The organism is Oceanicaulis sp. UBA6590 (genome assembly GCF_002433705.1).
GTDB lineage: Bacteria > Pseudomonadota > Alphaproteobacteria > Caulobacterales > Maricaulaceae > Oceanicaulis.
The window spans coordinates 34898-54798 of record NZ_DJIQ01000064.1 but is presented as its reverse complement, the minus strand read 5'-3'; the positions used below and the strand labels follow the sequence as shown (position 1 = coordinate 54798).

Here is a 19901-nt window from a genome sequence, read left to right as displayed (position 1 = left end):
GTTGTTTGACGGGACACAGCTAGGCCGTTCACAAATTGAAAATAATTGGCAAATTTTTGAATATATATTTCACGATTTGAAAAATAAGACTGCTAACGTTCGCGGAAGGTCTCGGCCAGATGGTCCAGCAGGACACGCAGCTTTCGCGACACTTCGCGCTGTTCCGGATAGACGACATACAGCGCGCGCCCTTCAATCGACCAATCCGGCAGCAATTGCACCAGCGCGCCCTCTTCCAGAGCCTGACGCACATAGACATGAGGGGTGACGGCGATGCCCAGCCCTTCCACGGCCGCGCTCTTGACCGCGATGGAGCTGTTCACCCGCAAGCGTGGGCGAAGCTGAACCTGAACCGCCTCGCCGTCCCGCTTGAGAATACAGGTCTCGCTATGCTCGGCGCCGGAATAGATCAACGCATCGTGACGAGAGAGATCCTCAGGTCGTTTCAGCTCGACAGACCGCGCGAGATAGTCTGGCGACGCCACGACCACACGGTCCAGCGACATGAGCTTGCGGGCTTTCAGACTTGAATCGGGCAGATTGCCGCCGCGGATCGCGGCGTCGAACCCTTCGCCTACCACATCGACCACCGCATCGCTCATATGAAGGTCGAGCAGGATGTCGGGATAGGTCTTGCAAAAGGACAGGAGCGCTTCCTGAAGCGCCACCAGCCCAAGGGACAGGGGCGCCGCCAATCTCAATCGCCCGCGGGGAGTGGCGGTCTCCGACCGCACCAGCTCGTCCGCGTCATCAAGCGCATCCAGAACACCCCCCACCCGCTGATAATAGGCCTGTCCCACATCGGTCAGATGCAGCGAGCGGGTGGTGCGCACGATCAGCTGCGCGCCCAGCTGGGCCTCCAGCTCCTTGATCGCCTTGCTGACCGACGCATTCGACAGACCCAGATCCCGCGCCGCCGCGCTGAAACCATTGCGGTCCACGACCTTCCTGAAAATCTCAAGCGTGCTCAGTCGATCCATGACGCCAACCCCGGTCCGCCCGTATGGCGTCAGTCTGGGCCAAGTCGGCGAAGGGGGAAAGCGGGCGCTCTGCCGTCAGATCCGGTTCCGGCGTCAGGGCCGGGCAGGACAATCGCTCAACGGCCCGGTCCGGCTGCGGCGCCGCCAGCAGGGACAGACTCAGAAAAGCAGGGGCCAGACAGGGTCTCATCGCGCCCTCCGGACGTCAGATCAGGCGTGCAAACGCCAGCACGAACAGGCCAAAGGCCATAATCGCCCCGACGCTACGAACATGGTTCCACACCGTCCATACGCGGAGATACCGACCCCAGACCGACGCTTCGCCGCCTGAGGCTTCGAGCTGTTTGTTGAGGGGCACATTACGCACCGCGGTCAGCCCAAACACGAGGACGCCATAGATCACAGCACCTGCGCCGATCAGGGCTCGCACCTCATCGCTCACCCCGTCCGGCGCCCAGATCGCGAGCCCTGCCGCCACCGGTGTCGTGAGCATGAAGCCGGTGAGAAAGATCGAACGAAAGATGACCTGATTGATCGCGATCATCGCCCCGGCTCCGGCCTCGGCGCGTTGCAGCCCGCGCATGATGAAGTCGGAGAACGCCAGGAACACCCCGGCCCCGAGCCCCGTCATCATGACGAGGCCCAGAACCATGCTTGCATAAAGGGCCATCCCCATCACTCGGCCGCCTCGGTGACCCTGAAGGCGCCCGCCGCTGCAGCCTTGCGCGCGAAGGTCTCGAAATCGGTCGGCTTGCGTCCGAGCGCCCGCTCCACACCGTCACAGACATGGGCGTTGCGGCCGTCAAAGACGGTGCTGAAGAGGTAATCCATCAGCCAGACCACTTCGCCCGGCGCGCCCTGGGCCTTGAGACCCTCTATGAAATCCTCATGCCTCAGCGGGATGTAGGCGATCTCGCGCCCTGACGCTTCCGACAGGATCTGCGCCATATCCGCAAAGCCCAGAAGGCGCGGGCCGGTCACCTCGTAGATCTCGCCGGCATGACCATCCCCGGTCAGCGCAGCGACCGCGACATCAGCGATATCGTCCACATCCACAAAGGGTTCGAGCACGTCTGCACCCGGCAGAGTGATCCGCCCGGCCCGGACCATGTCTGCAAACCCGCCTTCGGAGAAATTCTGGTTGAACCAGCCGGCGCGCACCACCGTCGCGTTCAGACCGCTTTTCAGAACGATCTGTTCGCACGCCTGGGCCTCTTCCTCGCCCCGACCTGACAACAGCACAAGGTGTTCCACGCCTGCGGTTTTCGCCGCCTCGACAAAACGGTTGATCAGCTCGACCGCGCCCGGCACGGCAAGGTCCGGCGCGTAGGCGATATAGACCGCCTTCACATCCTTGAGCGCTGCCGCCCAGCCTTGCGGCGCGTTCCAGTCGAACGGGATCTCGGCGCGTCGTGAACCAAGACGGACTTCATGACCGCGCTCGGCGAGCCGGGCTGCAACGCGGCTGCCGGTCTTGCCGGTCGCGCCGGTGACCAGAATGGGAGAGGTGCGCGTGAACGCGCGGCGAACGGATGTGAAGATACTCATCTCAAGCTCCTGACGCGTCACTTGACGCTATGTAAAGTTTACATGATGACAAGTGACAGCAACTTGACACGATGTCAAGCGTATTCGAACCTGACCCGGTTTCCCCTGAAGGAGCCTCGAATGGCGGACGCCTCGATCACCCGCACCCGAATTCTCAACGCCTGCCGCGCCCTTCTGGAAAGCGACGCCGGCGCCGTCACCCGCATGAGCGATGTGGCCAAGGCGGCCGGGGTCAGCCGGCAGGCCGTCTACCTGCATTTCAAGACGCGGGCGGAGCTGCTGATCGCCCTGACCCGGCATATTGATGAGGTTGAACATGTGGAGGAGCGGCTTGTCGCCAGCCGATCCGCCACAGGGCTGGAGCGACTGGACGCCTATATCGACGCCTGGGGCGGCTATATCCCCGTGATCTACCCGGTGGGGCAGGCGCTCATGGCGATGGCGCCGACCGATGACGCCGCGCGCCTGGCCTGGGACGACCGGATGAACGCCATGCGCCAGGGCTGTGAAGCCGCGGTGAAGGCGCTGGCCATGGCAGGGCGGTTGAGGGCCGGGCTTGGCGAAAAACCTGCAACGGACATGTTGTGGACGCTCCTGTCCGTGCGCAACTGGGAAAGCCTGGTGCAGGACTGCGGTTGGGATCAGACGCGCTATATCAAGGACATGAAGGCGCTCAGCCGGGCCTATCTGTGCGCCGAGATCATCGACGCATGAGCCGTGTATCGCCCCGCTTCCGTCGCGCCGAGGCTCGTGATCTTGACGCCATCATCGCACTGCTGGCCGATGACGCCCTGGGGCAGACGCGCGAGCGCGTCGCAACGCCAACCGACCCGGCCTATGCGCAGGCCTTTCGCGCGATCGAGACGGACCCGAACCAGTTGCTGGCGGTGGTGGAGGATGAAGACGGCGTGGCGGGCTGCCTGCAGATCAGCTTCATCCCCGGCCTGTCGCGGCGAGGCATGTGGCGCGGCCAGATTGAAAGCGTGCGCATCGCCAGCCGTTTGCGCGGCGCAAAGCTGGGCCGAGAGATGCTCGAATGGGCGATCAACCAGTGCCGGCAGCGCAAGTGTCAGCTTGTCCAGCTCACCTCGGACAAGAGCCGCTCTGACGCCCTCCGCTTTTATGAGAGCCTTGGCTTCATCGCGAGCCATGAAGGCTTCAAGCTAGCTCTCTGAGGCCGGCGGGGCGCTCTCGGGCACAGCGGCGAGCGGGTCGTCCTTCACATCCTCCAGCCAGCGATCCATCACCACGCAGGCGGTCAGGTCGCCGGTGACGTTCACCGCCGTCCGGCACATGTCTAGAATCCGGTCCACGCCCAGGAGGATCGCCACCCCCGCCGCCGGAATGCCCATCCCTTGCAGGATGGTGGCGAGGATGATGATGCCGACGCCCGGTGTGGACGGGCTGCCAATACTGGCCCCCACCACCGTCACCACCAGCAGAGCAAACTGGGCCGTGTTCACCTCCACCCCGAAGAGCTGGGCGATGAAGAGCGCGGCGACCACCTGATAGAGCGCCGTGCCGTCCATGTTCACCGTCGCGCCCAACGGAATGACGAAACGGGCGATGGGCGGGGCGACTTTCAACCGGTCCTCGGCCACCCGCAGGGACAAGGGCATGGTCGCAGCCGAGCTCGATGTGGAGAAAGCGAGCAATTGCGCCTCCACCACCTGACCGGCGAAGGCGAAGGGATTGCGCCGTCCCAGAACCAGCACGATCAGTAGATAGGCGCCCAGAAGCGCGATCAGCCCCAGAAGCACCGACAGGATGTAGGCGGACAAGCCCACCAATGCATCAAGGCCTGCTCGAATGACAAAGTCGGAAATCAGCCCCAGCACCGCGAAGGGCGCCAGCCGCATGGCCCAGCCGACAATCTTCATCGCCACTTCCTGCACGGTCTGAAGAAGGCGGCTGAGAGGCTCGGAGCGGTCCGGCCCGATGATCGACATCGCCACCCCGATGAAGAGGGCATAGACCACGATCTGCAGCATGTTCCCCGTCAGCATGGCGTTGTCGATATTGGCGGGCACCAGATTGGCGATCTGGTCGGGGACCGACGCCAGGGCGGCCGGGGCCTCCATCACCTCACCCGCCGCGCTCACTGCTTCGGAGGTGAAACCGGCGCCATCGATGAACCGCCCGGGCTTGATCGTGGTGGCGACCAGCGCCCCCAGCAGCACCGCCAGGGTCGTGGTGCCGACGAAATAGGGCGCGATCCTGAGGCCCACCTTGCGCAGGAAGGCCGGATCGCCCGCCGAGGTGAGCCCGAGAATGATCGAGGTGACCACCAGCGGGATCACCACCATCTGGATGACATTGAGAAAGAGTTGACCGGGCAGGCGCAGCCATTCCGCCCAGAGTTCGGCGCTCTCCGGGCTGAGCGAGAACGGGCCTTCCGTTTGCGGCGACAGCAGCAGCCCCAGCCCGACGCCGACCACCATCGCCACCAGGATTTGCGCCCACAAACGGGATTCGATTAGCCCGCTGATATCGCGGACCCGTAGATTGCGCCGGACATTCATGGGCAGCTCTCAAGACCTTTGACGCCATAGAGCCGCGCCAGCCCGGAGCTGACAAGGTCTCACGCCGTCAAACCGCCTGCGTCCGATCAGCTCATCAACAGGCGACGCGCCAACAGGGCGGCGCTCTTTGCGGTCACGCCATCGCGGTCATGGGCGGGCGACAGCTCGACGAGATCGGCCAGCGCCAACGGCGTCTTGAGGCTCGCAGCCGTCTTGATGGCGAAGCTGACGATCTGCTCGATCGTGGAGAAGGGAATGCCGCGGGCGGCGGGCGCGCTGACGCCCGGCGCCTGAAAATGGCTCAGCACGTCAATGTCGATGGTGAGGTAGAACACATCATTGCGGGCGATAAGGTCGGTGATCGCCGGATGCGCCGCCAGCGGATCGGCGATCAGCTCGTGATCGCGCACCAGCCCCACGCCCCAGTCCTGCGCCCGCTTGAGGAGCGCCTGGGTGTTGGATTCCTCGGCATAGCCCACACACAGATAGTCAAATCCCTCCGGGTCCAGGTCGCGGATCTGGCCGAAGGGCGTGCCGGAGGAGCCGCCCGCCTCGCCCGGCAGGCGCAGATCAAGATGGGCGTCGAGATTGAGAATGCCGATGCGCGCCTTGGGATGCGCCTTGCGAAGACCCCTGAAGCTGGCGAAGGCGGTTTCATGCCCGCCGCCCAGCACCACCAGCCGCTCAAGCTGTGGCAGGGCGTCAGCGATGGCGTTCGCCAGCGTCTCCTGCCCCGCTTCCAGCGCGTCGCCATCCACGGCCACATCCCCGAGATCGGAGAACGCCAGAGCGTTCGCGGGCGCGGAGAGGTTCGCCAAAGCCTGACGCAGGGCGGCGGGGCCCTCCTTGGCGCCGATCCGGCCCTTATTGCGCTTCACCCCGGCATCGCAGGCAAAGCCGATGACGGCGCGCTTGGCGCCGGGCTTTACAAGCTGATTCAGACGGATCGCATCGGGCCCGTCTTCAGGGTCCATGCGGCCGGTCCAGTCCGGGGCTTGAGTGCGTGTGACGCTCATCTTTGCTCCTAGAGAATGCCGGGCAGATTGAGCCCGTTCTCCCGCGCGCAGTCGAGGGCGATCTCGTACCCGGCGTCGGCATGCCGCATCACCCCGGTGGCGGGATCATTCCACAGCACATTGGCGAGGCGTTTGTCGGCGGCGTCTGAACCGTCGCAACAGATCACCATGCCCGAATGCTGGGAGAAGCCCATGCCGACCCCGCCGCCATGGTGCAGGCTGACCCAGGTGGCGCCGCTGGCGGTGTTGAGAAGCGCATTGAGCAGCGGCCAGTCCGACACGGCGTCCGAGCCGTCCTTCATGGCTTCGGTTTCGCGGTTCGGCGAGGCGACGGAACCGGAATCCAGATGATCCCGTCCGATCACCACCGGCGCTTTCAGCTCGCCGGTGCGCACCATCTCGTTGAACGCCAGCCCCAGACGATGGCGCTGGCCCAGACCCACCCAGCAAATGCGCGCCGGCAGGCCCTGAAAGCTGATGCGCTCACGCGCCATATCAAGCCATTGGTGAAGATGGGGATCATCGGGGATCAACTCCTTCACCTTGGCGTCGGTCTTGTAGATGTCTTCGGGATCACCCGACAGCGCCGCCCAACGGAACGGGCCGACGCCGCGGCAGAAGAGCGGGCGAATATAGGCCGGGACGAAGCCGGGGAAATCAAAGGCGTTCTTCACGCCCTCTTCCAGCGCCATCTGACGGATATTGTTGCCGTAATCGAGCGTCGGAACCCCATCGGCATGGAACGCCAGCATGGCTTCCACATGGGTTTTCATGCTGGCGCGGGCCGCCGCCTCGACCTTTTTGGGATCGCGTTCACGCGCATCGCGCCATTCGGCCACGCTCCAGCCCGCCGGCAGATAGCCATTGATCGGGTCATGGGCGCTGGTCTGGTCGGTCAGCATGTCCGGGCGGACGCCGCGCTTGTGCAGCTCGGGCACGATCTCGGCGGCGTTGCCGAGAAGACCCACGGATTTGGCCTCACCGGCCTTGGTCCAGCGCTCGATCATCGCGAGCGCCTCGTCCACCGAGGTCGCCTTCTCGTTCACATAACCGGTGCGCAGGCGGAAATCGATGCGGGTCTCGTCGCACTCGATGGCCAGACAACACGCGCCCGCCATCACAGCGGCTAGCGGCTGGGCGCCGCCCATGCCCCCGAGGCCCGCCGTCAGAATCCAGCGGCCCTTGAGATCGCCGTCATAATGCTGGCGACCGGCCTCGACGAAGGTTTCGTACGTACCCTGAACAATGCCCTGGGTGCCGATATAGATCCACGAGCCCGCGGTCATCTGGCCGTACATGGCCAGACCCTTCTTATCGAGTTCGTTGAAATGGTCCCAATTGGCCCAGTGCGGCACCAGATTGGAGTTGGCGATCAGAACGCGCGGCGCGTTCTCATGGGTGCGGAACACCCCCACCGGCTTGCCGGACTGGACCAGCAGAGTCTCGTCACCTTCAAGCGCCTTGAGGCTCTCCACGATCCTGTCAAAGCTGTTCCAGTCGCGCGCGGCGCGGCCAATGCCGCCATAGACCACCAGCTCATCGGGGTTCTCGGCCACATCCGGATGCAAATTGTTCATCAGCATACGGAGCGGAGCTTCGGTGAGCCAGGATTTGGCGTTAAGCTCGGTCCCCACCGGCGGGCGGACTTCACGGGCGTTCTGGCGACGATCAGTCATCACAGGGTCTCCAAATCTGAGGCGCTCACCCCGGCGGCGGCCAGGATCTGCGGACCGCGCACCAGATGCGCTGCGGCTTCGAGATCAGGGGCGAGATAGCGGTCTTGCAAAAGCGGTTTGATCTCGGCGCTGAAGACCTCGATCACGGCGCGCAGCGGCGCGGAGGTCTTGAGCGGCGCGCGGAAGCGCACGCCCTCGGCGGCGCAGAACAGCTCGATCCCGAGAATGTGGAACAGGTTCGCCGTCATCCGCATCAGGCGGCGCGCACCATGGGCGGCCATGCTGACATGGTCTTCCTGATTGGCCGAAGTGGGCGTTGAATCCGTCGAGCACGGATTGGCGAGATGCTTGTTCTCGCTCATCAGCGCCGCACTCGTCACTTCCGCGATCATGAGGCCCGAATTGAGGCCCGGATCGGCGGCGAGGAAGGGCGGCAGGTCAAAGCTGAGGGTGGGGTCCACAAGCAACGCGATGCGCCGCTGGGCGATGGCGCCGATTTCCGACACCGCCAGCGCGATCATGTCGGCGGCGAAGGCCACCGGCTCGGCGTGGAAATTCCCGCCCGAGACAATCACGCCCTCATCGGCGAGCACCAGCGGATTGTCGGTCGCGGCGTTGGCTTCGCGTTCGAGCATGCGGGCGGCGTTGTCCAGCATGTCCATCGCCGCGCCGACCACCTGGGGCTGGCAGCGCATGCAATAGGGATCCTGAACGCGCGGATCATCGGTGCGGTGCGATTGCCGGATCTCGCTGTCTTCCAGGAGGCCCCGCATCACCCGCGCCGCTGTGATCTGGCCGGGCTGGCCGCGCAGCGTGTGGATCTCTTCCAGCAGCGGCGCGGTCGAGGCCATCGCCGCATCCACGCTCAAAGAGCACGTCACAAGCGCGGTGCGGGCGGCGTGTTGCGCCTCAAACAGGCCCGCCAGCGCATAGGCGGTGGAGAACTGGGTGCCGTTGATCAGCGCCAGCCCTTCCTTGGGGCCCAGCACCACCGGGCTCAGCCCGGCTTTCGCAAGCGCTTCGGCGCCGGACAGCACCTGACCTTGATAGCGCGCCTGCCCCTCGCCGATCATCACCGCGGCCATATGGGCGAGCGGGGCGAGATCACCCGACGCGCCGACCGAGCCTTGCGCGGGCACGACGGGCATGACGCCTTTGGCCAGCATGGCTTCCAGCAGATCAATCAGCTCATCACGCACGCCCGATGCGCCGCGGCCCAGGGAGATCAGCTTGAGGCTGATCATCAGGCGGACAATGGCTTCGGGCGTCTCCTCGCCCACGCCGCAGCAATGAGACAGGATCAGATTGCGCTGAAGCGCGGCGGTGTCATCGGGCGCAATGCGGATCGAGGCGAGCTTGCCGAAGCCGGTATTGACGCCATAGACGGCCTCGGACCCGCGGGCTGCGGCTTTGACCTGTTCAGCCGAGCGGCGCACGCCGTCACGCGCAGCGGGGTCAAGGCGGATATCGCCGCCCTCGCGCCAGGTATGTTCAAGTTCGGTGAGTGTGACAGAACCGGGCGTCAGCACGCTTCGCCTCCCAGATAACGGGCATGGAGCGGGGCGTCGCCCATGCGATAGGTGAGTTCAGCCGGATCGGCGACATCCCAGACCGCGAGATCGGCGCGGCAACCGGGCGCCAGACGGCCCAGATCATCGCGCGCCAGCGCTTTCGCGGCGTTCACGGTCACGCCCTTGAGGGTTTCTTCCGGGGTCAGGCCGAAGAGAGTCGCGCCCATATTCATCGCCAGCAAAAGCGAGGTCATGGGCGAGGAGCCGGGATTAGAATCGGTCGACACTGCCATCGGCACGCCGGCGCGGCGGAACCCTTCGATGGGCGGCTTGCGGGTTTCCTTCAGGAAGTAGAATGCGCCCGGCAGCATGACCGCCACGCTGCCCGCCTTCGCCAGCGCGTCGATATCGGCGTCGGAAATGTATTCGAGATGCTCGACAGACTTTGCGCCATAGCGCGCCGCCAGCGCGGCGCCGCCCTGATCGGAGAGCTGTTCGGCATGCAGTTTCACCGGCAGGCCCAGCTCGGCGGCCACGTCAAAGACCCGCGCGATCTGTGCGGGGGAGAAGGCGATGCTTTCACAGAAGCCGTCCACCATGTCGACGAGTCCTGCGGCGTGCGCCTCTGTCAGGGCGGGGATGCAGACCGTGTCGATATAGGCGTCCGCGTCCATGCCTTTGGGAATGGCGTGAGCGCCCAGAAAGCTCGTCACAACGCGGACCTTGCGCAGCTCGCCCAGACGCCGCGCGACCCGCAATTGCTTGAGCTCGGTGTCGCGATCAAGGCCATAGCCGGACTTGATTTCCACCGTGGTGACGCCGTCCGCGATCAGACGGTCGAGCCGCACCAGCGCCTGCTCGATCAACGCGTCCTCGCTGGCCTCACGGGTCGCCGCGACGGTGGAGACGATGCCGCCGCCCGCCTTGGCGATATCGGCATAGCTGGCTCCGGACTGGCGCATCTCGAACTCGCGCGCCCGGCTGCCGCCATGGACAAGATGAGTATGGCAATCGATGAGACCGGGTGTAACGAGGCGTCCCTCCAGCGAGGTGGCCTTGAGGGAGACGTATTGCTCCGGCAGATCGGCCTGCGTCCCGGCATAGACGATCTGATCCCCCTCCAGCACCAGCGCGCCGCGCTCGATACGGCCATAGGGCGTCGGGGCGTCAGACCCGGCAAGCACTAGATCGGTCAACAGTTTCATGGATCGCTCCGTCACACGTTCAATATGTCTATACATATTGAAATTGCGGATCAAGACGGGCTTTGCTGAATCACTCAGCCGTCATAAAAGGGCGGCATGCATCCTTATGAATCCATCCGCACAGAGATGTTGCGCCGTATCAATGACCAGAGCTGGCCGGCAGGCTTCACCCTGCCGCGCGAAGAGGATCTGGCGGACGAGTTCGGCGTCGCGCGCGGCACGATCCGGCGTGCGCTGGCCAGCCTGTCAGAGGCGGGCCTGATCGAGCGCAAGCGCCGCGCAGGGACGCGGGTCGTGGACCGTCGCGGTCATCGCTCCACCCTGACCATTCCCATTGTGCGCCATGAGATCGAAGCGCGTGGCGGACGCTATGGCTATCAGCTGATCTGCGTGGATGAGGCGGCCGCCTCTCCGCTCGATCCGGCGCTCTTTGAGGGCGCGCCGCTGCGCCATGTGCGCTGCCTGCATCTGAGCGACGGCAAGCCGTTCCAGCTTGAGGACCGGCTGATCAATCTCGACGCCGTGCCCGAGGCGGCGGACGAGACCTTCGAAACCATCAGCCCCAATGAATGGCTGGTCCAGCGCGCGCCCTATTCCTTCATCCGCACGGCCCTGCGGGCGGAGCGGGCCCATCAGATCGATCAGGACCATCTCGGGCTTGAAGCGGGCGCGCCGGTGTTCGTCATCGAACGGCAGACCCGATTCCGGGATGCGCCCCTGACCGCCGTGCGGCTTTCAAACCGGGCGGACGAATTCGAAATCATCACCGAGTCCGGCGATCTTCTCTAGGGCCCGAAAATCATGAAGGCCGCGCCAATGGGGGGACATCCAGCGCGGCCTTCAACACGTTTCATGAACCAAGAGCCTATTCGTCGCCGGTATCAGTCCAGCGACCGCCCAGGGCCATGAAAACGTCCACTTCGGAACTCGCCGCCGCCGCATCGGAACTGGCAAGCGCCGTTTCCGCATTGGCGAGGGTGCGCTCTGCATCGAGCACCGCGATATAGCTTTCCGATCCGGCCTGATAGCGGATACGGGCGAGGCGCGCGGCTTCCGCCGCGGCGTCCCGCGCCACTTCCAGCGACGCCCGGCGCTGGCGCTCCGCCGCAAAGACGGTCAATGCGGTTTCGGTTTCCTGCAGCGCCTCCAGCACCGTCTGGTCAAAGCCGGCAAGCGCGATCTGCGCTCCCGCTTCAGCCTGGCGCAGGCGCGCCCGCGCCGCCGTCTGGTTCGGGAAGCTCCAGGAGATGAGCGGGCCGAGGGAGACCGACAGGCTGTCCTCATCGCCCACATCGCCCAGATCAAAGGCGGTGGAGGTGATGGAGCCGCCCAGCGTCACCGACGGATAGAGCTGGGCGACAGAGACGCCCACGCGCGCAGAGGCTGCGGCGAGACGGGCTTCGGCTTCGCGCACATCCGGACGACGCGCCAGAAGGCTCGCCACATCCCCCACCGCAATCGCGCCTTCCAGACGCGGCGCAACCTCGCAGGCGGGGATCACCGCGCGCATTTCCGCCGGGGTGCGCCCGGTCAGGGTCGCGAGGCGGAAGACGGCGGCGTCGCGTGAGGCGCGCAGGGAGGGCAGTTCGGCGCGACTGGTTTCCAGACGGCTTTGCGCCTGCACCACATCCAGCCGCAATCCACGACCCGCATCATAAAGACGCTCGGTCAGATCCAGCGATTGCTCCGCGAGGGCGACATTGTTCTCGCCCACGCTGACAAGCCGCGTTCCGGCGCAATAATCCGCCCAGGCGCGGGCGGTCTCGCCGGCCACCAGGATGGCGGCGGCGTCATGGGCCGCTTCGGCAGCGACCACATCCTGACGCGCCGCGCGGATGGCGTTTCTCACCCGGCCGAACAGATCAACCTGCCAGCTGGTGGAGAAGCCGGCGTCATACTGTTCACCGTCATAGCCGCCCTGGGAGAGCGGTTGCTCCACATAGCCGCCCTGCGCGGACAGCTCGGTGGAGGGCAGGCGTGCGGAGCGGGCTTCGCCCAGGCTGGCGCGAACCTGCTCCAGAGAGGCGGCGGCCTGGGCCAGAGAATTGTTGTTCTCGAGCGCGTCCGTGATCAGCCCGTCCAGCTCGGGGCTGTCATAGAGCCGCCACCACCGGGCATCCGGCTGCGCCGTCGTGAAGGGCGCAGCGTCAGCGGTCGAGACCAGCGGGCCCTCCAGACGTCCGGTCAGAGTGGAATCGGAGACATCAGGCCGTTCAGTTGTGGCGCAGGCGGTCAGGACCAACGTGCTCGCCATCATGAGGGTCAGGGATTTCAAGGTCATGCGCGACCTCCTTCCTGATCGGCGCGCTCGGCGCCCGGATCATCGTCAGTCAGCCAGTAATCGGGATCGGTCGAGCCGCTCGGCCCCTGGGGCATCAGCCCCGAAAGCCAGCGCCCGACCACATAGAAGACCGGCGTGAACAGGAGGCCGAACACGGTCACCCCGATCATGCCCGAGAACACCGCGATGCCCAGCGCCTCACGCATTTCCGCGCCGGCCCCGTGCGAGAACGCCAGGGGCGTCACGCCGAAGATGAAGGCGAAGGAGGTCATCAGGATCGGACGCAAGCGCACGCGCGCGCCGGCGACCGCCGCCTCCTGCGGGCCATTGTGATCGCGGTCTTCGGCCTGCTTGGCGAACTCGACCAGCAGGATGGCGTTCTTCGCCGCCAGCGCAATCAGCACCACAAGGCCGACCTGGGTCAGGATGTTGTTGTCCGACCCGGCCAGATTGACCCCGATCATCGCCGCCAGCACGCACATCGGCACGATGAAGATCACCGCCCAGGGCAGGGTGAAGGCTTCATACTGGGCCGCGAGCACCAGGAAGACGAAGACCACGGCGAGGCCGAAGATCATCAGGCCCGAATTGCCGGCCGCCTTTTGCTGATAGGCGAGCTCGGTCCATTCATAGCTGACCCCGTCCGGCAGGATCTGATCGGCCAGCGCCTCCATGGAGGCCAGCGCCTGGCCGGTGGACACGCCCGGCGCGGCCTGACCCTGCAGTTCGATGGACGGGAACAGGTTGTGACGCACCACGCGTACGGGCCCGGAATTTTCCTGGATCTGGGCGATCGCGGAAATCGGCACCATGCCGCCCGAGGCCGACCGGACCCGTAGCTGGGCGAGGTCAGAGACATCATTGCGGAACTCGGCGTCAGCCTGGGCCAGCACCCGGAAGGTCCGACCCACGAAGTTGAAGTCGTTCACATAGGTGGAGCCCATGTAAGCGCCCAGGGTTTCATAGACATCCGCCGGCTGCACGCCGAGCTGGAAGGCCAGCTCGCGATCCACATTCACATCAATGCGCGGGGCGTTGGTGTTGAAGGTGGAGTAGACCTGGGTGACGTTCGGGTTCTCCTGCGCCGCGCCCATCATGGCGAAGACAGAGTTCTGGAGCTCGGCATAGCTTTGCCCTTCGCGGGCCTGGATCATCATCTTGAAGCCGCCGCCATTGCCCAGCCCCTGGACCGCCGGAGGCGCGATGATGAAGGCGCCGCCTTCGGGGATCGCCATGTTGATCGTGCCCGTCAGCTGCTGGCTGAGCTGCACTGCCGACATGCCCGGATGGTGTTCGCGCTCGGCGAAATCATCGAGACGAATGAAGATGGTGCCCGCATTGGACGCAGCGGAGAAGCTGGCGCCGTCGAGGCCCACAATAGCCGCGGTCGTGCTCACCCCGTCCGTGCTCAGAAGCACCTCCTGAGCCGCCTGCATCACGCGGTCGGTACGGTCCAGAGACGCGCCGGGCGGCAACTGGATGACGCCGATGAGGAAGCCCTGGTCCTGCTCCGGGATAAAGCCGGTCGGGGTTTCCATCAGACGCCAGCCCGTCATCGCCAGCAGGCCGGCATAGGCGATCAGCATGATCGTCACGAGGCGCACCAGACGCCCGGTCAGGCGACCATAGCGGTCCGACAGCCAGTCGAACCCGGCATTGAACTTGTTGGCGGCGAAGCGCAGAGGCGCCAGCCAGCCCGGACCATGATCCTCTTCCTTGTGAGGCTTGAGGATGAGGGCGGAGAGCGCCGGCGACAGGGTGAGCGAGATGATCAGCGAGATCACTGCCGATGTGGCGACCGCCACCGCGAACTGCCGATAGAAGATGCCCGGAATGCCCGGCACCAGCGCCGTCGGCACGAACACCGACACCAGCACCAGCGTCATGGCGATCAGCGCGCCGCTGACCTCCTTCATCGACTGGTGAGCCGCCTTTCGGGGCGACATCCCCTCGCGCATCAGGCGCTCGACGTTCTCCACCACGATGATGGCGTCATCGACCACGATGCCCACCGCCAGCACAAGGGCGAACAGGGACAGCGAGTTGATCGAGAAGCCCAGCGCCAGCTGCACGGCGAACACGCCGATGATCGACACCGGGATCGCCACGATGGGGATCACGGCCGCGCGCCAGTTCTGCAGGAAGATCACGATGACCAGAACGACCAGGAACACGGCTTCGATCAGGGTGCGCTGCACCGCCGACACCGACGCCTGGACAAACTCGGTCGGGTTGTAGGGGATGAAGTATTCCATGCCTTCGGGGAAGTCGGCGGAGGCTTCGTCCAGCGCTTCCAGCGCTGCATTGGCGGCGTCGAGCGCGTTCGCGCCCGGCTGCTGGATGATGGCCATGGCCACGCCGGGATCACCGCCGAAATAGCCCTTGATGGAATAGTCTTCCTCAGCGAGTTCGATCCGCGCCACTTCCCGCAGATGGGTCAGCTGGCCGTTCTCGCCGCGCTTGACGATAACATTGCCGAACTCCTCGGTGCTCATCAGGCGGCCCTGAACGGAGATCGCCTGCTGAAACTCGGCCGGATTGTTCTCGTCAAACGGGGGCTGGCCCAGCGATCCGCCCGCCGCCTGGATGTTCTGCGCCTGAAGCGCGGCCACCACATCGCCGGCGGTCATGTCATGAGCCGCTGCGCGCTCGGGGTCGATCCAGACCCGCATGGCGTAGTTCCCGCCGCCAAAGATCTGGACGTTGGAGATGCCCTCAAGGCGCAGCAGGCGATCGCGCAGCGTCGTGTTGGCGTAATTTCCAAGGAAGGTCTTGTCGAGGGACTCGTCGGGCGAAATCAGCGCCGCGATCAGCAAGAAGCCCTGCGATTGCTGGTTCACCTGCACGCCGCGCAGGCGGACCTGTTCGGGCAGGCGCGGTTCGGCGCGGTTGACCCGGTTCTGGACCAGCACCTGGGCCGTATCGAGATCGGTGCCGGGCTGGAAGGTCACGGTCAGCGCCACCTGGCCCGAGGCGGTGGCGGACGAGGTCATGTAGAGCATGTCCTCGACGCCGTTGATCTCCTGCTCCAGCGGAGCGGCGACCTGCTCGGCGAGATCCTCGGCGGTCGCGCCGGGATAGCTGGCCTGCACCTCGATGGTGGGCGGCGCAATTTCGGGATACTGCGACAGGGGCAGCGACGGATAGGCGAACAGGCCGATCAGGGTGATGAACACCGCGATCACAGCTGAGAAGATCGGCCGCTCAATGAAGAAATGTGAAAGGCGCATGTGCGGTCTTTCCAGACTTTAAAAAGGGGGGACAGGCGAAACGGGGTGCGCGCGTTATTGCGCGATGCGCGCACTGCCCGCCGGCCGGGTTTGTAGATTTGAGCCCGATTGCGCATCCGCAGGCTGGTGAACGATTTCACCGCCGGGCCGCACCTGGACCTGGGTTCCCGGACGCAGGTTCTGAAGTCCGCTGACCAGCACCGGCGAATCCGCCGACAGGCCATGCACCACCTGAAGATTGTCCACGGCCGGGCCAAGGGTCACCGGCTGGACCGTGGCGAGATCGCCCTCGCCCAGCACGAAGACATAGCGCCGGGTGGCGTCGGAGAAGATGACCGTCTTGGGCACGAGCAGCGCCTGATAGGGCGCCGAACCGCGGACCCGGATCGTGCCCAGCATGCCCGGTCGGATCAGGCCGTCCTCATTGTTGAACTCGGCCCGCATCAGGATCGAGCCCGTACCGGCCTCGACCGCGTTGTCGATGAAGTTCAGCACGCCGTCATGGGTGAACTCGGTCTCGTCCTGCAGACGCACCTGGACCGGCGCGCCCAGGCCCGCGCCTTCCTCGCGCTGATAGCGCAGGAAGATGCTTTCCGAGGCGTAGAAGGGAAACTGCAGCGGGTCGGTCTGAACGACCGTGATCATGGGTTCGCCCGCAGCCGAGACAAGGTCGCCCGGATCCACCATGCGCTGTGAGAGACGTCCGGCGATGGGCGAGCGGATTTCAGTGTATTCAAGCTCGAGGGCTGCTGATTGCGCATCGGCCTGGGCGGCCGCATAGGCGGCCTGCGCGGTGGCGGAGGCGGTGCGGGCCTGTTCGAGTTCTTCCTCGGAAATGGCGTCCGCTTCACGCAATTGCTGGGCGCGGTTGAGATCGGCCTGCGCCTGGTCACGCGTCGCCCGCGCCTGTTGCGCCCGGCCGCGCGCGGCGTTGGCCGTCGCCTGATAGGGACGCTGATCCAGCGTGAAGAGAAGGTCGCCGGCTTCCACCAGAGCGCCATCCTCGACATGCACCTCTTGCAGATAGCCGCTCACCCGTGCCCGTATGGTCACCTGTTGAGGCGACTCAAACCGGCCGGTGAATTCATCCCAGTCCGCCACTTCGAGGCTGAGAGGCTGGGCGGTCTGAACCACGGGCGCCGGCGGCGCGTTGTTCTCTTCGGCGGGCGCCTGTCCGCAGCCTGAAACGAGGACAAGCGCCGCAATCGCGGCGCCGGGGAGGCCAAAACGAAATGACATGGGGGAGGACCTTCCGTTGAGTGCGTCTAAACGTCTTTTGATTTTGTCATCGATTGATGACATATTGTGCAGCGCACACAAAATGTCAACAGCTGAAGACATGAGAACTGTTCTCAGAAAGGTCGGAATTTGAACTGCGGTCCCATCACCAAGAATCGTAACGCGACGGAAGCCAAGATCCTGGACGCGGCGCGGCGACTCTTTGCCCACGACACCTATGACAATGTCGGCATTCGCGACATCGCCTCAGAGGCCGGCGTGGATTCCGCTCTGATCGGGCGCTATTTCGGCTCCAAGGAAGGCCTGTTTCTGGAAGCGCTCGAAAACGGTCGCAATCATCCCGAATTCCTCCTGGAAGGCCGCAGCGGCATGGCTGCGCTCGCCGCGGAGATGCTTACCGATGGGCCGCAGGATGACGACAAGCTCGTGGATCTGCTGATCATGCTGAACTCCGCCAGCTCCAGCAACGCGGCCTGCGCGGTGCGCGACTCCATCGAGACACGCTTTCACAAGCCCGTCGCCGCGCTGCTCGAAGGCGAGCAATGCGATCTCAGGGCGCGCCTGTTCGGCAGCGTTCTGATGGGCCTCGCCATCAGCCGCACGATCATGGGCCCGTATGGCGTGCCCGAGCACGAGGCCGCCATGCTCAAGGACCGCATCCGGACCATTCTGGAAGACGCGCTTGCGCCCTTCCCGCAGCCGGGCGACTAGCGGCGGCTCTCCCGTCCGCCGGTTAGTTCACATTCACCAGATGGTGGATCCACTGACGGTGACGCTCGTAATGACGGATGACGTCACGGATCACCTGCGTCTTGGAATACCCGTAGATGCAATAGTGCTGGCCGCCCTCGGCCAGGAACACCTCGCCGCGTGAATTCTGCTGGCTGACGCTCGAGCCGGGCACGGCCGTGTCCTCATAGCTCTTGAGCTCGATGCCATAGACGAAGTCAGGCTGCTCGCCATGTTCAATGGTGAGCCAGATCCGGTCCTGCTCCTCATCGGTCTCCACGCGCGAACTCAGACCCTGCTTCTCCAGTTCGGGCACGATCTCGCGGAAGGCGGCGTCGACGGCGTCTTTCATCCATGCGCGCACATCCTCGGGCTTGGGCGTGGAGAACATCAGCTTGAGCCGCGTCCGCCACGGCACGGCGGCGCCCTCGACCGGAAGTTGCGGCGCCGACTTGGCGCCGGCCCGGCGTGCGGTTTCCATGGACCAGGCCCGCATCAGGCCGACAAACGCCAGGAAGATAACCAGCGTGAACGGCAGGGCGGCGGCGATAGTCGCCGATTGCAGCGCGGCGAGACCGCCCGTCAGCAACAGAACGGCTGCGACAACGCCTTCAAGCACCGCCCAGAAGAAACGCTGCCAGAGCGGCGTGGTCAGCGAGCCGCCCGACGCCAGCGTGGCTTTCACCAGCGAGCCTGAATCCGACGAGGTGACGAAGAAGGTCGTCACCAGGATGATCGCCAGCACCGAGGTGATGGCGCTGAATGGCAGGGTGTCCAGGAAGGCGAACAGCACCAGCGGCGTATCCCCGTCCCTGACCAGCTGCAGGATCGGGTCGGCCATGCCGTTCACCGCCTGCAGCAGGGCGGAATTGCCGTAGATCGTCATCCACAGGAAGGTGAACAGGGTCGGTCCGAACAGGACGCCGAAGATGAACTCGCGGATTGTCCGGCCGCGCGAGATTCGGGCGATGAACATGCCCACGAACGGCGACCAGGAAATCCACCAGCCCCAGTAGAACAGGGTCCAGTCATTGACCCAGACGCCATCGCCATAAGCGTCCACATTGAAGGTCAGAACCGCCAGCTGGTCGATATAGTCGCCAATGTTCTGCACATAGGCGCCAATCAGGAACAGCGTCGGCCCGGCGATGAAGACAAACAGCATCAGGGCGATGGCCAGGAAGAGATTCCACTCGCTCAAACGCTTGATGCCGGCGTCCAGCCCCGCCAGGACCGAGGTGGTCGCAAGCGCCGTGATCAGGCCGATCAGCACCACCTGCACGACAGGCGAGATCGGCACGTCGAACAGCGTGTTCAGCCCCGCATTGATCTGGTTGACGCCATAGCCGAGCGAGGTGGCTACGCCAAACAGCGTGCCCAGGATGGCGACCACATCCACCGCATGACCGATCGGGCCATAGATCCGGTCCCCGATCAGCGGATAGAGCGCCGAGCGGATGGTCAGCGGCAGGTTATGGCGGAAGGCGAAATAGGCCAGGCTCAGCCCCACGATCGCGTAGACCGCCCAGGCGTGAATGCCCCAGTGAAAGAAGGTCAGCACCATGGCCTGCTCGGCCGCCTCGACGGTCTCGGGATCGCCCAGCGGCGCCGCGATATAGTGGGTCAGAGGCTCGGCGACCGCAAAGAACATCAGACCAATGCCCATGCCCGCCGAGAACAGCATGGCGAACCACCCCAGGAAGCCGTACTCGGGTTCGGAATCATCCGGCCCGAGCTTGATCTGCCCCCAATCCGACAGGGCGACGAACACCGAAGCCACCAGGAAGACGCCCACGCCCACCGAATAGACCCAGCCGGCCTTCTCTGTGATCATCATGCGAAGATGCACGAACAGGGTTTCAGCCTGATCCCCCGCCAGAACCGCATAGCCCACCCCGGCGAATATGAGGATTGCGGCCGGTATGAATACGGCGGGTTCAAACTTCTTCATGGGGTGGTCCTCT

At 64.8% G+C, this 19901-nt stretch carries 16 protein-coding genes; 4 read left to right on the top strand and 12 right to left on the bottom strand.

The features are described 5' to 3' along the window. Positions 1-92: 92 nt before the first annotated feature. The 3 genes from B2Z70_RS13540 to B2Z70_RS13530 form a co-directional block, all read right to left on the bottom strand. Positions 93-980, bottom strand: coding sequence for a LysR family transcriptional regulator (locus B2Z70_RS13540; RefSeq protein WP_292983920.1), 888 nt, complete (start codon positions 978-980; stop codon positions 93-95). A 205-nt stretch (positions 981-1185) separates the two neighbouring features. Then, positions 1186-1614, bottom strand: coding sequence for an anthrone oxygenase family protein (locus B2Z70_RS13535; RefSeq protein WP_292983919.1), 429 nt, complete (start codon positions 1612-1614; stop codon positions 1186-1188). Positions 1615-1655: 41 nt separating this feature from the next. Next, a complete protein-coding gene (locus B2Z70_RS13530; protein ID WP_292983918.1) occupies positions 1656-2528 on the bottom strand; it encodes an NAD(P)H-binding protein in 873 nt (290 codons plus the stop codon). A gap of 120 nt (positions 2529-2648) precedes the next feature. On the opposite strand from B2Z70_RS13530, the gene B2Z70_RS13525 reads away from it, so the two are divergent. Together B2Z70_RS13525 and B2Z70_RS13520 are read left to right on the top strand one after the other, a co-directional pair. After that, positions 2649-3242, top strand: coding sequence for a TetR/AcrR family transcriptional regulator (locus B2Z70_RS13525; protein ID WP_292983917.1), 594 nt, complete (start codon positions 2649-2651; stop codon positions 3240-3242). Further along, entirely contained in the window at positions 3239-3703 is a 465-nt protein-coding gene (locus B2Z70_RS13520) for a GNAT family N-acetyltransferase (protein ID WP_292983916.1), read from the top strand. Before B2Z70_RS13525 ends, B2Z70_RS13520 begins: the two co-directional genes overlap by 4 nt. Here B2Z70_RS13520 and B2Z70_RS13515 read toward each other — a convergent pair. From B2Z70_RS13515 to hutI, 5 genes are all read right to left on the bottom strand, one after another. Beyond that, the gene (locus tag B2Z70_RS13515; protein ID WP_292983915.1) at positions 3692-5050 is read right to left on the bottom strand and encodes a dicarboxylate/amino acid:cation symporter; all 1359 of its coding nucleotides are present in this window, start codon (positions 5048-5050) and stop codon (positions 3692-3694) included. The two genes, B2Z70_RS13520 and B2Z70_RS13515, sit on opposite strands and share 12 nt — an antisense overlap. Before the next feature lie 86 nt (positions 5051-5136). Further along, positions 5137-6066 (bottom strand): formimidoylglutamase, encoded by a 930-nt coding sequence (hutG, locus tag B2Z70_RS13510; protein ID WP_292983914.1) that lies wholly within the window; start codon positions 6064-6066, stop codon positions 5137-5139. Between the two features lie 8 nt (positions 6067-6074). Beyond that, a complete protein-coding gene (gene hutU / locus B2Z70_RS13505; protein ID WP_292983913.1) occupies positions 6075-7742 on the bottom strand; it encodes a urocanate hydratase in 1668 nt (555 codons plus the stop codon). After that, entirely contained in the window at positions 7742-9271 is a 1530-nt protein-coding gene (gene hutH / locus B2Z70_RS13500) for a histidine ammonia-lyase (protein ID WP_292983912.1), read from the bottom strand. Before hutH ends, hutU begins: the two co-directional genes overlap by 1 nt. Next, positions 9265-10458 (bottom strand): imidazolonepropionase, encoded by a 1194-nt coding sequence (gene hutI, locus B2Z70_RS13495; protein ID WP_292983911.1) that lies wholly within the window; start codon positions 10456-10458, stop codon positions 9265-9267. The genes hutH and hutI overlap by 7 nt, the downstream gene beginning before the upstream one ends. Before the next feature lie 96 nt (positions 10459-10554). Between hutI and hutC the strand changes: the two genes are divergently transcribed. Beyond that, positions 10555-11247, top strand: a complete 693-nt coding sequence (gene hutC / locus B2Z70_RS13490) for a histidine utilization transcriptional repressor HutC (protein ID WP_292983910.1) — start codon at positions 10555-10557, stop codon at positions 11245-11247. A 76-nt stretch (positions 11248-11323) separates the two neighbouring features. Here hutC and B2Z70_RS13485 read toward each other — a convergent pair whose 3' ends face one another. From B2Z70_RS13485 to B2Z70_RS13475, 3 genes are read right to left on the bottom strand one after another with little or no spacing between them, the layout of a single operon-like run. Further along, positions 11324-12739 (bottom strand): efflux transporter outer membrane subunit, encoded by a 1416-nt coding sequence (locus tag B2Z70_RS13485; RefSeq protein ID WP_292983909.1) that lies wholly within the window; start codon positions 12737-12739, stop codon positions 11324-11326. After that, positions 12736-15969 (bottom strand): efflux RND transporter permease subunit, encoded by a 3234-nt coding sequence (locus B2Z70_RS13480; protein ID WP_292983908.1) that lies wholly within the window; start codon positions 15967-15969, stop codon positions 12736-12738. The genes B2Z70_RS13485 and B2Z70_RS13480 overlap by 4 nt, the downstream gene beginning before the upstream one ends. Before the next feature lie 54 nt (positions 15970-16023). After that, on the bottom strand, positions 16024-17208 hold the full coding sequence (locus B2Z70_RS13475) for an efflux RND transporter periplasmic adaptor subunit (protein WP_009802596.1): 1185 nt from the start codon (positions 17206-17208) through the stop codon (positions 16024-16026). A 129-nt stretch (positions 17209-17337) separates the two neighbouring features. Between B2Z70_RS13475 and B2Z70_RS13470 the strand changes: the two genes are divergently transcribed. Further along, positions 17338-17919, top strand: a complete 582-nt coding sequence (locus B2Z70_RS13470; protein ID WP_292983907.1) for a TetR/AcrR family transcriptional regulator — start codon at positions 17338-17340, stop codon at positions 17917-17919. Positions 17920-17941: 22 nt separating this feature from the next. Here the strand turns inward: B2Z70_RS13470 and B2Z70_RS13465 are convergent, their stop codons facing one another. Continuing rightward, entirely contained in the window at positions 17942-19888 is a 1947-nt protein-coding gene (locus B2Z70_RS13465) for a BCCT family transporter (RefSeq protein ID WP_292983906.1), read from the bottom strand. Between the last annotated feature and the right edge of the window lie 13 nt (positions 19889-19901).

Coding starts and splice junctions, on each gene's coding strand:
- B2Z70_RS13540 (WP_292983920.1), bottom strand. CDS start 980: ATGGATCGACTGAGCACGCTTGAGATTTTCAGGAAGGTCGTGGACCGC.
- B2Z70_RS13535 (WP_292983919.1), bottom strand. CDS start 1,614: ATGATGACGGGGCTCGGGGCCGGGGTGTTCCTGGCGTTCTCCGACTTC.
- B2Z70_RS13530 (WP_292983918.1), bottom strand. CDS start 2,528: ATGAGTATCTTCACATCCGTTCGCCGCGCGTTCACGCGCACCTCTCCC.
- B2Z70_RS13525 (WP_292983917.1), top strand. CDS start 2,649: ATGGCGGACGCCTCGATCACCCGCACCCGAATTCTCAACGCCTGCCGC.
- B2Z70_RS13520 (WP_292983916.1), top strand. CDS start 3,239: ATGAGCCGTGTATCGCCCCGCTTCCGTCGCGCCGAGGCTCGTGATCTT.
- B2Z70_RS13515 (WP_292983915.1), bottom strand. CDS start 5,050: ATGAATGTCCGGCGCAATCTACGGGTCCGCGATATCAGCGGGCTAATC.
- hutG (WP_292983914.1), bottom strand. CDS start 6,066: ATGAGCGTCACACGCACTCAAGCCCCGGACTGGACCGGCCGCATGGAC.
- hutU (WP_292983913.1), bottom strand. CDS start 7,742: ATGACTGATCGTCGCCAGAACGCCCGTGAAGTCCGCCCGCCGGTGGGG.
- hutI (WP_292983911.1), bottom strand. CDS start 10,458: ATGAAACTGTTGACCGATCTAGTGCTTGCCGGGTCTGACGCCCCGACG.
- hutC (WP_292983910.1), top strand. CDS start 10,555: ATGCATCCTTATGAATCCATCCGCACAGAGATGTTGCGCCGTATCAAT.
- B2Z70_RS13485 (WP_292983909.1), bottom strand. CDS start 12,739: ATGACCTTGAAATCCCTGACCCTCATGATGGCGAGCACGTTGGTCCTG.
- B2Z70_RS13480 (WP_292983908.1), bottom strand. CDS start 15,969: ATGCGCCTTTCACATTTCTTCATTGAGCGGCCGATCTTCTCAGCTGTG.
- B2Z70_RS13475 (WP_009802596.1), bottom strand. CDS start 17,208: ATGTCATTTCGTTTTGGCCTCCCCGGCGCCGCGATTGCGGCGCTTGTC.
- B2Z70_RS13465 (WP_292983906.1), bottom strand. CDS start 19,888: ATGAAGAAGTTTGAACCCGCCGTATTCATACCGGCCGCAATCCTCATA.